Annotated in this window: 16 protein-coding genes; 10 read left to right on the top strand and 6 right to left on the bottom strand. The window is 51.9% G+C overall.

The window, feature by feature from the left end; all coding sequences use genetic code 11:
- Positions 1–29: 29 nt before the first annotated feature.
- The 3 genes from ACTF5Z_RS02900 to ACTF5Z_RS02890 are packed head-to-tail and all read left to right on the top strand — an operon-like array spanning position 30 to position 2612.
- Positions 30–905: a sugar nucleotide-binding protein gene (locus ACTF5Z_RS02900; protein WP_438984453.1), complete on the top strand. Its 876-nt coding sequence runs from the start codon at positions 30–32 to the stop codon at positions 903–905.
- Complete coding sequence (moaB, locus tag ACTF5Z_RS02895; protein ID WP_423848825.1) at positions 898–1416, top strand: molybdenum cofactor biosynthesis protein B; 519 nt, start codon at positions 898–900, stop codon at positions 1414–1416. Before ACTF5Z_RS02900 ends, moaB begins: the two co-directional genes overlap by 8 nt.
- The gene (locus ACTF5Z_RS02890) at positions 1413–2612 is read left to right on the top strand and encodes a molybdopterin molybdotransferase MoeA (protein ID WP_438984443.1); all 1200 of its coding nucleotides are present in this window, start codon (positions 1413–1415) and stop codon (positions 2610–2612) included. Before moaB ends, ACTF5Z_RS02890 begins: the two co-directional genes overlap by 4 nt.
- Here the strand turns inward: ACTF5Z_RS02890 and fabB are convergent.
- Positions 2609–3832, bottom strand: a complete 1224-nt coding sequence (gene fabB / locus ACTF5Z_RS02885; RefSeq protein WP_438984442.1) for a beta-ketoacyl-ACP synthase I — start codon at positions 3830–3832, stop codon at positions 2609–2611. The two genes, ACTF5Z_RS02890 and fabB, sit on opposite strands and share 4 nt — an antisense overlap.
- A 3-nt stretch (positions 3833–3835) precedes the next feature.
- Positions 3836–4351, bottom strand: a complete 516-nt coding sequence (gene fabA / locus ACTF5Z_RS02880; RefSeq protein ID WP_009574415.1) for a 3-hydroxyacyl-[acyl-carrier-protein] dehydratase FabA — start codon at positions 4349–4351, stop codon at positions 3836–3838.
- 186 nt (positions 4352–4537) lie between these two features.
- On the opposite strand from fabA, the gene ACTF5Z_RS02875 reads away from it, so the two are divergent.
- Positions 4538–5962, top strand: coding sequence for a mannose-1-phosphate guanylyltransferase/mannose-6-phosphate isomerase (locus tag ACTF5Z_RS02875; protein WP_438984452.1), 1425 nt, complete (start codon positions 4538–4540; stop codon positions 5960–5962).
- An 18-nt stretch (positions 5963–5980) separates the two neighbouring features.
- On the top strand, positions 5981–6811 hold the full coding sequence (galU, locus tag ACTF5Z_RS02870; protein ID WP_438984441.1) for a UTP--glucose-1-phosphate uridylyltransferase GalU: 831 nt from the start codon (positions 5981–5983) through the stop codon (positions 6809–6811).
- Here the strand turns inward: galU and ACTF5Z_RS02865 are convergent.
- A complete protein-coding gene (locus tag ACTF5Z_RS02865) occupies positions 6808–7770 on the bottom strand; it encodes a polyprenyl synthetase family protein (protein ID WP_438984440.1) in 963 nt (320 codons plus the stop codon). The genes galU and ACTF5Z_RS02865 overlap by 4 nt on opposite strands.
- Before the next feature lie 238 nt (positions 7771–8008).
- Between ACTF5Z_RS02865 and rplU the strand changes: the two genes are divergently transcribed.
- From rplU to proB, 4 genes are all read left to right on the top strand, one after another.
- On the top strand, positions 8009–8317 hold the full coding sequence (gene rplU, locus ACTF5Z_RS02860) for a 50S ribosomal protein L21 (RefSeq protein WP_423848819.1): 309 nt from the start codon (positions 8009–8011) through the stop codon (positions 8315–8317).
- 18 nt (positions 8318–8335) lie between these two features.
- On the top strand, positions 8336–8593 hold the full coding sequence (gene rpmA / locus ACTF5Z_RS02855; RefSeq protein ID WP_009574420.1) for a 50S ribosomal protein L27: 258 nt from the start codon (positions 8336–8338) through the stop codon (positions 8591–8593).
- Positions 8594–8679: 86 nt separating this feature from the next.
- Entirely contained in the window at positions 8680–9867 is a 1188-nt protein-coding gene (gene cgtA, locus ACTF5Z_RS02850) for an Obg family GTPase CgtA (RefSeq protein WP_438984439.1), read from the top strand.
- A complete protein-coding gene (gene proB / locus ACTF5Z_RS02845; protein WP_438984438.1) occupies positions 9867–11000 on the top strand; it encodes a glutamate 5-kinase in 1134 nt (377 codons plus the stop codon). The genes cgtA and proB overlap by 1 nt, the downstream gene beginning before the upstream one ends.
- 68 nt (positions 11001–11068) lie before the next feature.
- Here the strand turns inward: proB and rpsT are convergent, their stop codons facing one another.
- Positions 11069–11335 (bottom strand): 30S ribosomal protein S20, encoded by a 267-nt coding sequence (rpsT, locus tag ACTF5Z_RS02840; RefSeq protein WP_009574424.1) that lies wholly within the window; start codon positions 11333–11335, stop codon positions 11069–11071.
- Between the two features lie 183 nt (positions 11336–11518).
- Here rpsT and ACTF5Z_RS02835 point away from each other — a divergent pair, with 183 nt between their 5' ends.
- Positions 11519–12295, top strand: a complete 777-nt coding sequence (locus ACTF5Z_RS02835) for a tyrosine-protein phosphatase (RefSeq protein WP_438984437.1) — start codon at positions 11519–11521, stop codon at positions 12293–12295.
- A gap of 21 nt (positions 12296–12316) precedes the next feature.
- Here the strand turns inward: ACTF5Z_RS02835 and ACTF5Z_RS02830 are convergent, their stop codons facing one another.
- Positions 12317–12577: a hypothetical protein gene (locus ACTF5Z_RS02830; RefSeq protein WP_438984436.1), complete on the bottom strand. Its 261-nt coding sequence runs from the start codon at positions 12575–12577 to the stop codon at positions 12317–12319.
- 124 nt (positions 12578–12701) lie between these two features.
- Entirely contained in the window at positions 12702–12923 is a 222-nt protein-coding gene (locus tag ACTF5Z_RS02825) for a hypothetical protein (RefSeq protein ID WP_423848814.1), read from the bottom strand.
- Positions 12924–13065 lie beyond the last annotated feature (142 nt).

The following is a 13065-nucleotide window of genomic DNA, read 5'->3' as shown; positions in this document are numbered from 1 at the left end:
GTTAAAGCGGGAGGTACAGCAGGTTGAGAGTGTTGATTTTAGGTGGCGATACCCCTTTGGGTATGGCCTTGGTGCGTATTCTGGATCAACAACAGCGTCATAGATGTGAGGCCACCACAGTTGCTGACAGTCGTTTCAAAAGCGAGCGGGTGGCGAAAAAGACAATCAAACGCCTGTCGCCCGAGTGTCTAATTGACCTGCGCCTAGATGCCCTCTTAGAAACCAGAGATACTATAAGCGATGGGGATATCCAGCGCACGCGATGGTTTGGTAAAGCGTGTCTGAGGAACGATATCGTTTATTTGTTTCAAAGCAGTGCTTGGGTATTTTCTGGCACTGTGAAAGACGCTCCCTGGACTGAAAGTGATCAGCCCGATGATGAGTCTCATTTAGGGCGGGTTCGTCGAGCAGCGGAGCAAGCGGTCAAAGATATGACCAAAAACTCCATTATTTTACGCTTGTCTCCCACTTACTCGGCACAAGGCGAAGGGGTGTTGGTAAAAATGCTGCAGCGTTTTGGGCGGGGGGAAAGAATAGCCTTGTCAGACAGCCAATACTTTAACCCGATATCCGCTGATGACGGGGCACGTGTGATCGCTGCAATCCTCGACCAAGTAGGCAGTGGCTCGAATAATCGCGGTATATTTCATTACGGAAGTAATGAACGTGCCTCTTACTATGAATTTGGTGAGGCGGTGTTCGCGGCGGCGAGTCAGTTCGCAAATATTGACTCGGGCGGTGTGGCGCGGTCATCCGACGCATCTCAACCGCAAGGTGATTGGACCTTAAGTACCCAAAGGATTTTCGATAGCTTTGGTGTCCACTCAACCTCGTGGCGACGCTTATTGGCACCCGCCGTGAAAGCGTTCTATCAGCATCAAAAGGTAAAAGCACATTATGAGTAATACTGGAGTCGCTCAAAGTTTAGGTGTGGCGGTATTGACGATATCCGATACCCGCAGCATTGACACCGATACATCGGGGCAGTATCTGGTAGAGCAGCTCAAGGCTGCCGGCCATTCGCTGCAGGATCGTCAAATTGTCATTGATGATGTGTACCAAATTAGGGCTAAAGTGTCTGCTTGGATAGCCGAGCCGGCAGTGCACGTGATTTTAACGACGGGCGGAACCGGATTTTCGGGTCGCGATTCCACTCCCGAAGCTGTGGCCCCTTTGTTTGATAAACACGTCGAAGGCTTTGGAGAGGTGTTCCGGGCCTTATCTTTGCAAGAAATAGGCAGTTCGACAGTGCAGTCTCGTGCATTGGGTGGTATGGCGAATAGAACCGTTATTTTTTGTATGCCGGGTTCTACCGGTGCCTGTCGCACCGCTTGGGAGGGTATTTTAAAAGAGCAGCTCGATGCGACTCATAAGCCCTGTAACTTTGTGGGTGTTTTGAATACAGCGCGGACATGAATCAGCTGATTCCTCTAGAGGAGGCCCTCGAGACAATATTGGCGGGCATCACTCCTGCGTGCCAGACCGAACGCCTTGAGGTGACTCAAGCGCTAGGTCGTGTCTTAGCTGAGCCTTTTATTGCGACAATGGATAGCCCGCCCTACACCAATTCAGCTATGGACGGCTTTGCCTTGAGAGTATCTGACTCAGGGGGGGAGCTTCAGGTTTCGCAGCGAATTGCGGCGGGTCAGGTACCTGAGCCCTTGGCGTTTGGCACCGCGGCGCGTATTTTTACTGGCGCACAGTTGCCTGATGGCGCTGATACTGTCGTGATGCAAGAGGAGTGTGAGGTTGAGGGTGATCGGGTCCGAGTCCCTTTAAGGCGTGAAGTCGGCGACAATGTGCGTTTGCGTGGCCACGAAATTAAAGCGGGGGAGTTACTGTTAGAGGCTGGTGAGCGCTTGGGTCCGCCCGCCCTAGGTTTATTGGCATCGCAAGGTTTGGCCACTGTTTTGTGCGCTAAGCAACCGCGAGTCGCGTTATTGCAGAGCGGCGATGAGCTGGTTGAACCCGGTAGCGCCGATTTACCCGCGGGTGCAATATATAACTCCAATAGAAGTTTACTTGAAGGTCTCGTTCAGCAAGCAGGCGGTCAAGTGGTCGGTGTTTGGCATTTGGCTGACACCTTTGACGCGACCTCTGAGGCTCTACGGCAAGCGGTTGACGCGGCAGACGTGGTCATTACAACGGGTGGTGTGTCGGTGGGTGAGGAAGATCACGTCAAGCCCGCAATTAGTGCCCTAGGTGAACTACACCTCTGGCGGTTGGCCCTAAAGCCAGGCAAGCCTTTTGCTTTTGGGCGAATTGCAGGCAAGCCAATTATCGGGTTGCCGGGTAACCCGAGTTCGGTACTGGTTACTTTTTCGTTACTTGCAAGACCCATACTCTTGGCTCTGCAGGGAGCACGTGATTTGGCCCCGTTTTCTCTTTGGCTAACAGCAGGTTTTGAGCGAAGAGGTGGTTTGCGAGCCGAATATCTGCGGGGTTCCATTGTCAGCGAGGGCGGGGTTTCTAAGGTTTACCCTGTTGCGAATCAAAGTTCAGGTGCCTTGTATGCGGCAACACAGAGCGACGTGCTTATTGTCGCTCCGGTCGGTCAGGATATTGCGGAAGGTGACGCTGTCGAGATTATTCCCCTGAAGTCCCTGTTTTAGTCGCGATAGCGCTGGAATACAAGTGACGCATTGGTGCCGCCAAACCCAAAGCTATTAGACATAATGCGATCTAGCTTTACGTTATCCATGCGTTCGCGCACGATCGGCATGCCCTCTGCGTCAGGATCCAAGTTCTCGACGTTAGCTGATGCCGAGATGAAACCATTTTGTTGCATCAATAGCGCGTAAATCGCTTCTTGTACGCCTGCCGCTCCAAGTGAATGCCCTGATAGCGACTTGGTGGAGTTAATATAGGGGATATCTTTGCCTTCAAACGCGGCCCTAACCGCTTTGATCTCTTGGATATCGCCCGCTGGCGTGCTGGTGCCGTGGGCGTTAATGTAATCGATCGGGCCATCCACGGTGGCAAGCGCTTGTTGCATGCAACGCATAGCGCCCTCGCCCGAGGGCGCTACCATATCGTAACCGTCAGAGGTTGCGCCGTAGCCCACCAATTCCGCGTAAATTTTGGCGCCTCGTGCGAGCGCGTGGTCCAATGATTCAACCACCAGCATGCCGCCGCCACCAGCTATTACAAAACCATCACGGTCAGCATCGTAGGCTCGTGAGGCTTTGCTCGGTGTGTCGTTGTATTTGGTCGACAAGGCGCCCATCGCGTCGAACAGGCTGCTCATGGTCCAATGCAGTTCTTCGCCGCCTCCAGCAAACACGACATCTTGCTTGCCGAGCTGGATTTGTTCGGCTGCGTTGCCAATACAATGCGCACTGGTTGAGCACGCAGAGGATATCGAGTAGTTAACGCCTTTAATTTGGAAAGGCGTTGCCAAACAGGCTGAGACCGTGCTGCCCATGGTCTGTGTAACACGGTAAGGGCCTACGCGCCGGATACCTTTCTCACGAAGAATATCCGCGGCTTCGGTTTGGCTGGAAGCCGATGCTCCGCCAGAGCCCGCAATAATTCCCGTACGCACGTTCGAGATTTGCTCATGGGTAAGGCCTGAGTCGTCGATGGCCTGCTGCATGGCGATGTAGGCATAGGCTGCCGCATCACCCATAAATCGCAGCTGCTTACGGTCGATATGTTCGGCGAAATCGACCGTGGGGCGTCCAGAAATGTGTGAACGCAAGCCCATTTCGATGTGGCTCTCATCGGTTTTTATGCCAGAGGTGCCATTGAGCAGCGATTCAGTGACGGTTTTCGCGTCATTACCCAGACACGATACAATTCCCAGGCCGGTAATAACGACTCTTTTTGTCATGGTTTAAAAACTCTCTGTCGAAGTGAACAAGCCGACCCTAAGGTCTTTTGCGGTATAAATTTCCTTGCCGTCAACGCTTAAGCTGCCGTCGGCGATACCCATGACAAGTTTACGTTCGATAACGCGCTTCATGGTGATTTTGTAAGTGACCTTGCTCGCCGTAGGTAGGACTTGTCCAAAGAATTTCACTTCACCGGACCCTAATGCACGACCACGTCCAGGGTTGCCGCGCCAGCCCAAAAAGAAACCCACTAATTGCCACATGGCATCAAGCCCCAAGCAGCCGGGCATTACGGGGTCGCTGGGGAAATGGCAGTCAAAGAACCACAGCTCTGGGTGAATGTCTAACTCGGCGATAATTTCGCCTTTACCATGCTCGCCACCTTCGTTGCTGATGTGGGTGATGCGATCTAGCATGAGCATATTGTCAACGGGGAGGCGAGCATTACCTTCGCCAAAGAGACGGCCGTGGCCGCAATCAATAAGTTCTTCCTTGGTGTAGGAGGATTGCGCTGTCATTAATCTTTCCAATTTAAGTGCTATGGTTGCCATGCTCTGCGGCTTGGTTCCTATCGCGCATTGTAAACGCTGCGACGGTGAAGTCCACTTTTGAATTACAAGAAGTTAAGTTTTGCGAGTTTCAAGCGAGAGCTTGAATCAGGTAAACTGCGTCTTTACCCGCAGTGTTTGAGGTTTTTGATGAGTTTGATTGTTCCTGTTGTATTATCTGGCGGCACTGGCAGCCGACTTTGGCCTGTATCTCGTGAAGGGCACCCGAAGCAGTTCCTTCCGTTAGTGACGGACGCCAGTTTGTTGCAGGATACCGTAAATCGCGTGAGTGGCATCACCGATCAAGCTCCAATCGTTGTGGGCAACGATGAGCATCGATTTATGTTAGCCGAACAGCTGCGTGCTATTGGCGTGAAACCAGCCGCGCTGATCCTCGAGCCGGCCGGTCGTAATACTGCGCCAGCCGTGGCCTTGGCGGCCCTGCATGCGCAGCGTTCAAATGCAGAGGACTGCTTGCTGCTAGTGCTGCCTGCTGATCACGCGATTAGTGATGTTGCCGCCTTTCAATCCGCTGTCGGTCAAGCTGCAGCGATAGCCGAACAAGGGCGCTTGACGACTTTTGGTGTGGTGCCAACGGCGCCTGAAACGGGTTATGGCTATATCAAAGCGGGTGCGGAGATTAGCGGGTCAGCAAAAGCCATTGAGGCCTTTGTTGAAAAGCCGGATGCAGAGTCAGCGAACCAGTACCTGCGTAGCGGAGATTATTTGTGGAATAGCGGTATGTTCCTCCTGCCTGCCAGCGTGTATCTCGACGAATTGCAGCGTTTGGCCCCCGATATTTACCAGGCTTGTGCAGAGGCTATGGCGGGTGGGGCTCAAGACTTAGATTTTTGTCGACCCGATGCGCAGGCATTTACGAGCTCTCCCTCAGACAGTATCGATTACGCGGTTATGGAGCACACTGAGAAAGGTGCTGTCGTACCTTTAGATTGTGGCTGGAGCGATGTGGGCGCCTGGTCAGCGCTGTGGTCGATTCAAGCCAAGGATGATCGGGGTAATGTGTCGCAGGGCGATGTCCTTTTGACCGACTGCGATAACTCGTATTTTCGATCGAGTGAACGGCTAATTGCCGGTGTCGGCCTGCAGGACATGGTGGTGGTGGAAACCGCTGATGCCATTCTTGTGTCACACCGAGATCAAGTGCAAGATGTTAAAACCATTGTCAGTACCCTCAAGGCGCAAAAGCGCTCGGAGGTGTCACTGCACCAAGAAGTGTTTCGGCCCTGGGGGTCTTACGAAACCCTCGTCTTGGCTGATCGTTTTCAGGTCAAACGCATTGTCGTGACACCGGGTGCTAAGCTGAGCTTGCAAATGCATCACCACCGCGCTGAGCATTGGATTGTGGTGAAAGGCACCGCCGAGGTGACCTGTGAAGACAAAGTATTTATGTTGGGCGAGGATGAATCGACCTACATTCCTCTGGGGCATAAACACCGACTGGCAAATCCTGGAAAGATTCCTTTGGAGTTGATCGAGGTGCAGTCGGGAAGTTACTTAGGCGAAGACGATATCGTTCGATTTGATGACACTTATGGGCGTGCCCCGCAAGGCAATGTATAAACCAAACAAGGATATTTCATGATCAAAAAATGTTTGTTTCCCGTGGCGGGCTATGGCACACGATTTTTGCCGGCGACGAAAAGTATGCCCAAGGAAATGTTGCCTGTTGTCAATAAGCCGCTCGTGCAATACGGCGTCGAAGAAGCGATTGAAGCAGGCATGACGACCTGTGCCATGGTGACGGGGCGGGGCAAGCGCGCGATTGCCGACCATTTTGATATTAACTACGAGCTTGAGCATCAAATTCAGGGAACCGGCAAAGAGATCTACTTAGAGAGCATACGTAATGTGCTCGACCAAGGTACCTTTACGATGGTGCGCCAGCGAGAAATGAAGGGTTTAGGACACGCGATTCTGACCGGTGAGTCGCTGATTGGTAATGAGCCTTTTGGCGTGATCCTATCCGATGATTTGTGTATTAACCCAGACGGTGATGGCGTGTTGGCGCAAATGGCAGCGCTTTACCGCCAGTTCCGCTGCTCCATCGTGGCTATTCAAGAAGTGCCTGAAGACGAGGTACACAAGTACGGCGTTATCGCTGGCGAACCTATGAAAGAGGGCTTGTATCGTGTTGAATCGATGGTCGAAAAGCCGAGCAAAGAAGATGCCCCGTCGAACCTAGCGATTATTGGGCGATATATCTTAACGCCCGATATTTTCGATATTATTCGAACCACTGAACCCGGCGCCAATGGTGAAATCCAGCTGACCGACGCGTTGATGAAACAGGCGCAAACGGGCTGTGTTATGGCCTACAAATTCAAGGGGCGCAGATTCGATTGCGGTAGTGTCCCCGGTTTTGTAGAGGCCACTAATTACGTCTTCGAGAATATTTACAGCGGCTATTAATGAATGCGCGATATCGCTTGTTGAGCTAGAGCGGTCAGCGCTTCTTTCATCTGGCCACCCGGTAGTTCTGAAATTGCCTGCTCCGCCTTGTGTTGAAACTCGAGTGCGCGCTCGCGAGAGTAGGCGAGAGAACCACTCGCGTGGATGATTTTTACCACGTCACTTAGTAAGGATTTATCCTTTTTAGTGATGGCGGTTCGAATAAGATCCGCGTCCGGGGTTTTGGCTGTTTGAATTGCATGAATCAGCGGGAGTGTGGGCTTTCCCTCCGCGAGGTCGTCGCCTAAGTTTTTACCCATGGTGGCGGGGTCGCCCTGGTAATCCAGGATGTCGTCGACAATCTGAAACGCAATGCCAAGATTGATGCCAAACTCCCGAAGCTCTTCGGCTTTGTATTCACTGGCGCCCGACAGCAGTGCGCCGCCGTAACAGGCTGCTCCAAACAGCACCGCAGTTTTGGCTTGAATGACTTCGTAGTATTGGGTTTCTGTCGTGTCGGCGTCGCCAGCTCGCACCAGCTGCAGCACTTCGCCCTCGGCGATACGATTGGTTGTATCAGCAATATCTTTAAGTATGCGCATGTCGCCGATATCCACCAGCAACTGGAAGGCGCGGCTGTAAATAAAGTCACCCACAAGCACGCTGGATGCATTGCCGTATGCCGCGTTTGCTGTTGGGCGCCCTCTTCGCAGTGAAGAGACGTCAACGACATCGTCGTGAAGAAGGGTCGCGGTGTGTAAAAATTCGATAACGACGGCAAAATGTTTATGCTGCTCCGAGATGTCGCCTAAGGCGGCACCGGTGAGTAGCGCCAACAGTGGCCGCATACGTTTACCGCCACCCGCCACAATGTATTGACCAATGTCTTCTACGAGCCCCACATCCGAGCGTAACCGTTCTACGATCAGAGTGTTTACGTCTTCAAACGCGTTGGCAATGACGGGGATAGATAGGGGCATGGGCCAATTATAAATACACAACAGGTCGCGATGCTAGGCGTGTGCATCGGTGGTGTCAAGAAGGATCCATTACTCAAACTTTGATTACCTTATTGGCTTGTGTCGAGACATTCGCTGCTATATAATTCGCGCCCCTGCCCCAACGTGGGCATGTGGATATTGTATAAACCGTGCCACGCTCTGCCCTCGAAATTGTCGAGTCTATGTATTTGCGAGATGGCTAACGAAGGAACAGATTATGTACGCAGTTATTGTAAGCGGTGGTAAGCAGCACCGCGTGGTAGAAGGCGAAACCCTGAAGCTCGAAAAAATCGAAGCAGCAACAGGTGAGTCGGTAGAGTTTGACCAAGTGCTTATGGTGGGTGGTGATTCGGTGAAAATCGGTACGCCAACGCTTGAAGGCGCGAAAGTAACGGCTGAAGTTGTGGCACAAGGTCGTCACGACAAGGTTAGAATCATGAAATTCAACCGTCGTAAACACCACATGAAGCAAGCGGGTCACCGCCAGTGGTATACCGAAGTTAAAATCACATCGATTACTGCGTAAAGATATAGGAGCAGCACAATGGCACACAAGAAAGCTGGTGGTAGTACTCGTAACGGTCGCGATTCCGAGAGTAAACGCTTAGGTGTAAAACGTTTTGGTGGTCAGATCGTTTCAGCTGGAAGCATTATTGTTCGTCAACGTGGCACGAAAATGCACGCGGGTGACAACGTAGGTTGTGGCAAAGATCACACTTTGTTTGCAAAGATTGACGGTCGAGTAGAGTTTGTTGAGCGCGGCCCACAAAATCGAAAGTTCGTACAAATCGTCGCTGTTTGAGGTCGACGCGCGGTATGAACGCGAGCCTCGTCAGCAGACGGGGCTTTTTTTTTGGGCGCAAATTAAAGACGCCCTAGGATTGAAAAATGAAATTTGTAGATGAGGCCATTATTGAGATTGCCGCGGGTAATGGCGGTAATGGCTGTCTGAGCTTTAGGCGAGAAAAATATATCCCCAAGGGTGGTCCCGACGGCGGTGATGGCGGTGACGGCGGCAGTGTTTTTTTAGAAGCCGATGAGAACCTTAACACCATGGTCGACTACCGTTTTCAGCGCAAGTTTCGCGCAGTCAACGGTGCCCCCGGCCAGGGTCGCAACTGTCGCGGCAGAAGTGGCGAAGATTTGATCCTAAAGGTACCCGTCGGCACCACCGTCATTGATATTGATACCGACGAAGTGCTGGGAGATTTGTCGGAGGCTGGGCAGCAGTTAAAAGTGGCTCAGGGGGGATTTCACGGTCTGGGTAATACGCGCTTCAAATCGAGTATTAATCGCGCACCTAGGCAGACGAGTCCTGGCTCCGAGGGCGAGAAACGGCGTTTGAAGCTCGAATTAAAAGTGTTGGCAGATGTCGGGTTGTTGGGCATGCCAAATGCCGGCAAATCGACTTTGATCCGCGCTATATCGGCGGCCAAGCCCAAAGTTGCAGACTACCCGTTTACCACAATGGTACCGAATTTAGGTGTTGTCCGAGTTGACCCGCTGCGTAGCTTTGTAGTGGCCGATATTCCCGGTCTTATTGAAGGGGCGGCCGAAGGCGCGGGTCTTGGGATACGTTTTTTAAAGCACTTAACGCGAAATCGTTTACTGCTGCATCTGGTTGATTTGGCGCCATGGGATGATGAGGCTCCCGCAGAGCATGCATGTGCTATTGTGCGTGAAATTGAGGCTTTTAGTCCTTTGTTAGCGGCGCGTCCGCGCTGGCTTGTGCTAAACAAAGCCGATGCTTTGGATGACGAAACTCGCGATCAGCGAGCACAAGAGGTTATCGATGCTCTAGATTGGCAGGGTCCGGTGTTTGTGATCTCGGCCTTGGCTGGAGAGGGCACGGAGGCCTTGTGCCAGGCGATCATGACGCAACTGGAAGAGTGGCGAGAGGCCGAGCGTTTGGATCCAGAGCTCGCAGAGCAGGAGCAGGCGCTACAGAGTGATTTGCAGGCCGAGGCTCGCGCCAGAATCGAACAGGGCCGTATTAAGGTCGTTGATCTTGAAGATGACGACGAAGATGAAGATGACGACGATGATTACGACGTCGAGGTGGAATACGTACATTAATGGCAGAGGTGAGTGCAGATCGCAGCGATATTGCGAACGCGAATCGCTGGGTGATTAAGTTGGGTTCGGCTCTGTTGACTGATGACGGAGAGGGCTTGAAGCCTGAAATTGTAGCCCGCATTGTGTCAATGTGTGAGCGCTTGCTGGATCAGGGTAAGCAAGTCGTTATTGTGTCAAGTGGCGCAGTTGCCGCCGGACTTGCGTACTTGTCGTGGGCAGAGCGACCTAAGAAATTGCACGATCTTCAGGCTGCTGCCGCGGTAGGTCAAACACACTTGGTTAAGGCCTATGAAGTCGCATTTGCTCGCTCTGGTCGAACGACCGCTCAGATTTTGTTAAGCCACGACGATGTGTTGAATCGCGATCGCTATTTGAACGCACGTAATACCCTGAACCGGCTGCTTGAGCTCAAGGTTGTTCCGATTATTAACGAGAATGATACGGTGGCAACCGACGAATTTCGGTTTGGTGACAATGATACCTTGGCGGCCTTGGTGGCTAACTTAATCGACGCCGATGCCGTTCTCTTGTTAACCGATCAGGAAGGGTTTTTCACCGCGGATCCACGCAAAGATGACACCGCCACTTTAATTTCAGTTTGCGATGTCGATGCGCCAGAGCTTGATTCGATGGCGGGCGGTAGCGGTCGCTTAGGTCAAGGCGGTATGCAAACGAAGTTGCGAGCAGCGCGATTGGCGGCGAGATCCGCAACGCAAACGATTATTGCCAATGGGCGGCGTCCGGAAGTGATTGCCGAGGTGGCAGGTGGCAAGTTAGTCGGAACTTGGCTGCGAGCAAATAAGCCATCTGTCGCGGCTCGCAAGCAGTGGTTGGCCGGTGTTCAAAGAGATTCGGGTGTTGTGACCATTGATGCCGGCGCAGTTCGAGTGATCCAAGATCAGGGAAGGAGTCTTCTGCCTGTTGGTGTGGTTGCCGTTTCTGGTAGCTTTCGGCGAGGAGATACGGTGCTGTGCGTTGGGCCATCAGGAGAGCGTATTGCTCGCGGTTTGGTCAACTTAGATTCTCAGGAGCTGTCGCTTGTAAAAGGCGTAAGCTCTAGCCGTTTGCCAGAGCTGCTCGGGTACGCTGTCGACCCCGAGCTGATTCACCGAGATAACTTGGTCTTGCTCTAAATTTCTGGGTGGCTTGCAAAGATAAAAAAACCGGCGATTAGCCGGTTTTTTTCAATACCAAAAAGCTATTACGCACCAAGCGCCTTAATTTTTGCGCTTAAACGGCTCTTGTGACGTGCTGCTTTGTTCTTGTGGATAATGCCCTTGTCCGCCAATCGGTCAATGACAGGTACCGCTGCTCCAAAAGCTTCTTGAGCAGATGTTTGGTCGCCGCTATCAATTGCCTTGATGACTTTCTTGATGACAGTACGACCCAACGAACGCAAGCTTGCGTTATGATTGCGACGTTTTTCAGCCTGACGGGCACGTTTTTTAGCTTGTGGGGAGTTCGCCACGATTTACCAACCTATACAAAATTTTAAGAGCGCGGATTATTGTCACTTTGCGCCTCAGTGTCAACTGTTGTCTGGGGATTTTGGTCTAAACTCCTAAAAAAAGTAGAGGATCGACCGGTGGCACTCGCTTGGGGTCCGTTGTGCTATTATGCGCGGGCATTTTTAACCGGATACAAAGCTAATATGAGTAGGCACATTCCCCTGGATGGCACTCCAAATTTTCGGGACTTTGGAGGGTACCCAGTTGCTCGGACGGGTCGTCGCGTTAAATATGGGCGCTTGTTTCGCGCCGGCCATTTGGCGGACCTCAGCCTCGCTGATCTGACGGTCGTAGCCGATCTTGGAATTAGCCACTTGTACGATTTTAGACGGAGCTTCGAGCAAGAGCACAAGCCCAACCATCCGTCGGTGTTAGCGACAGTTGATCACGTTATTCACTTGGACATTACGCCCGGGAATCACACAGGTAGTTTGGAGGTTGTAACCAGCACTGGGTCGCTACCTGCCGAGACTCATAAGTTCATGTGCGACATCAATCGAGAGCTTGCGCTGTCCCACCAATCGTCGTTTAAGCGTGTATTTGAGGGCCTGCTGGCTGATCCAGATGCGATTATTTTGGTGCATTGCGCTGCAGGAAAAGATCGCACAGGCTTTGCCGCTGCTCTTATCTTGTTGGCGTTGGGTGTCGAGCTGGACGTTGTGATGCAGGATTACCTGCTGACGCAGCGTTATTTTCTGCCGCACCAGCAAATCCCGGCCTTGCGTGACAAATATGGTTTCGACGGTGTCCAAGACGAGGTGCTAGAGCCTATTGTGGCCACGCGACGAGAGTATTTGCAGGCCGGCCTTGACGCTATGCTGGAACACTCTGGCAGTATTGATGGTTACTTGCTCGATGCGTTTGGTGTGGGAGAGGTAGAGCGACAGTTGTTGAGCGAGCGGCTTACCGAGACTGTTTAGTGTCTCGGCAAGCGCAGAGTCTTATTTGCAGGCTTTTTTGGCGACTTTCATTTTGCGTTTGCTGCAATAGTTCTCGTCGCCCACTAAACTGCAGAATTCGTTGCTGGTAGTTTGTGTCATTTCAACAACGCGCTTGTCTGAGCATTGCACTTCGTAGCGTTTACTCAGTTTTTCATTGTTTTCAATTTCGGCGATAAAGCGAATTGATGTGGGTTTCGCTGCCATGGCACTTGTTGTGCTGGCAAGTAAAGCTGTGGCTAAAGCCATTTTGATCAGTTTCATAATGCTTCCTCAATAAAGCGGCAGATGTGGACTGTGTGCGGATGATACCGCTTTTTGAGAAAATTAGTAACAAGTCAGGCGGCCTGGTAACAAAGTTGTTACGTTTCCCCGCCTTTTGTTGACCTTATGCAAGAAAAATAAGAACCCAACCTGCAATAGCGAGTAAAATAGCTTGGCCGGCTTTGTCGAGTTGAAACAAAGCGAATAGGTAAGAAACGGGTGGCAGTAGTACTGTGAATAAGCCCCACGCGTAATCTTCTTTCCAGCTGGTTATAAGTAGCATTACCCAGCTTGCTAAAAGAAGTGCTAAGCCAAAAACAAACAAAGTCGCTGATCCTGCAGCCATGGTGGTATCCCCCGAATTTGAACACTATCGGGTGCGGAGTTTAGCAGAAAACAGCCTGCAAGCGAGTACTAAGTTGCGCACTGTTGATCGCAATCACGCAAAGCTGATGCGCTTTGATTACTGTGAATGCTGATCGAGTGTG

It is taken from the genome of Aequoribacter sp., assembly GCF_965659035.1.
Lineage (GTDB): Bacteria > Pseudomonadota > Gammaproteobacteria > Pseudomonadales > Halieaceae > Aequoribacter.
The sequence above is the reverse complement of the archived record's forward strand: the minus strand, read 5'-3'. Positions and strand labels throughout refer to the sequence as shown.

Coding starts and splice junctions, on each gene's coding strand:
- moaB (WP_423848825.1), top strand. CDS start 898: ATGAGTAATACTGGAGTCGCTCAAAGTTTAGGTGTGGCGGTATTGACG.
- ACTF5Z_RS02890 (WP_438984443.1), top strand. CDS start 1,413: ATGAATCAGCTGATTCCTCTAGAGGAGGCCCTCGAGACAATATTGGCG.
- fabB (WP_438984442.1), bottom strand. CDS start 3,832: ATGACAAAAAGAGTCGTTATTACCGGCCTGGGAATTGTATCGTGTCTG.
- fabA (WP_009574415.1), bottom strand. CDS start 4,351: ATGACAGCGCAATCCTCCTACACCAAGGAAGAACTTATTGATTGCGGC.
- galU (WP_438984441.1), top strand. CDS start 5,981: ATGATCAAAAAATGTTTGTTTCCCGTGGCGGGCTATGGCACACGATTT.
- ACTF5Z_RS02865 (WP_438984440.1), bottom strand. CDS start 7,770: ATGCCCCTATCTATCCCCGTCATTGCCAACGCGTTTGAAGACGTAAAC.
- rplU (WP_423848819.1), top strand. CDS start 8,009: ATGTACGCAGTTATTGTAAGCGGTGGTAAGCAGCACCGCGTGGTAGAA.
- rpmA (WP_009574420.1), top strand. CDS start 8,336: ATGGCACACAAGAAAGCTGGTGGTAGTACTCGTAACGGTCGCGATTCC.
- cgtA (WP_438984439.1), top strand. CDS start 8,680: ATGAAATTTGTAGATGAGGCCATTATTGAGATTGCCGCGGGTAATGGC.
- proB (WP_438984438.1), top strand. CDS start 9,867: ATGGCAGAGGTGAGTGCAGATCGCAGCGATATTGCGAACGCGAATCGC.
- ACTF5Z_RS02835 (WP_438984437.1), top strand. CDS start 11,519: ATGAGTAGGCACATTCCCCTGGATGGCACTCCAAATTTTCGGGACTTT.
- ACTF5Z_RS02830 (WP_438984436.1), bottom strand. CDS start 12,577: ATGAAACTGATCAAAATGGCTTTAGCCACAGCTTTACTTGCCAGCACA.
- ACTF5Z_RS02825 (WP_423848814.1), bottom strand. CDS start 12,923: ATGGCTGCAGGATCAGCGACTTTGTTTGTTTTTGGCTTAGCACTTCTT.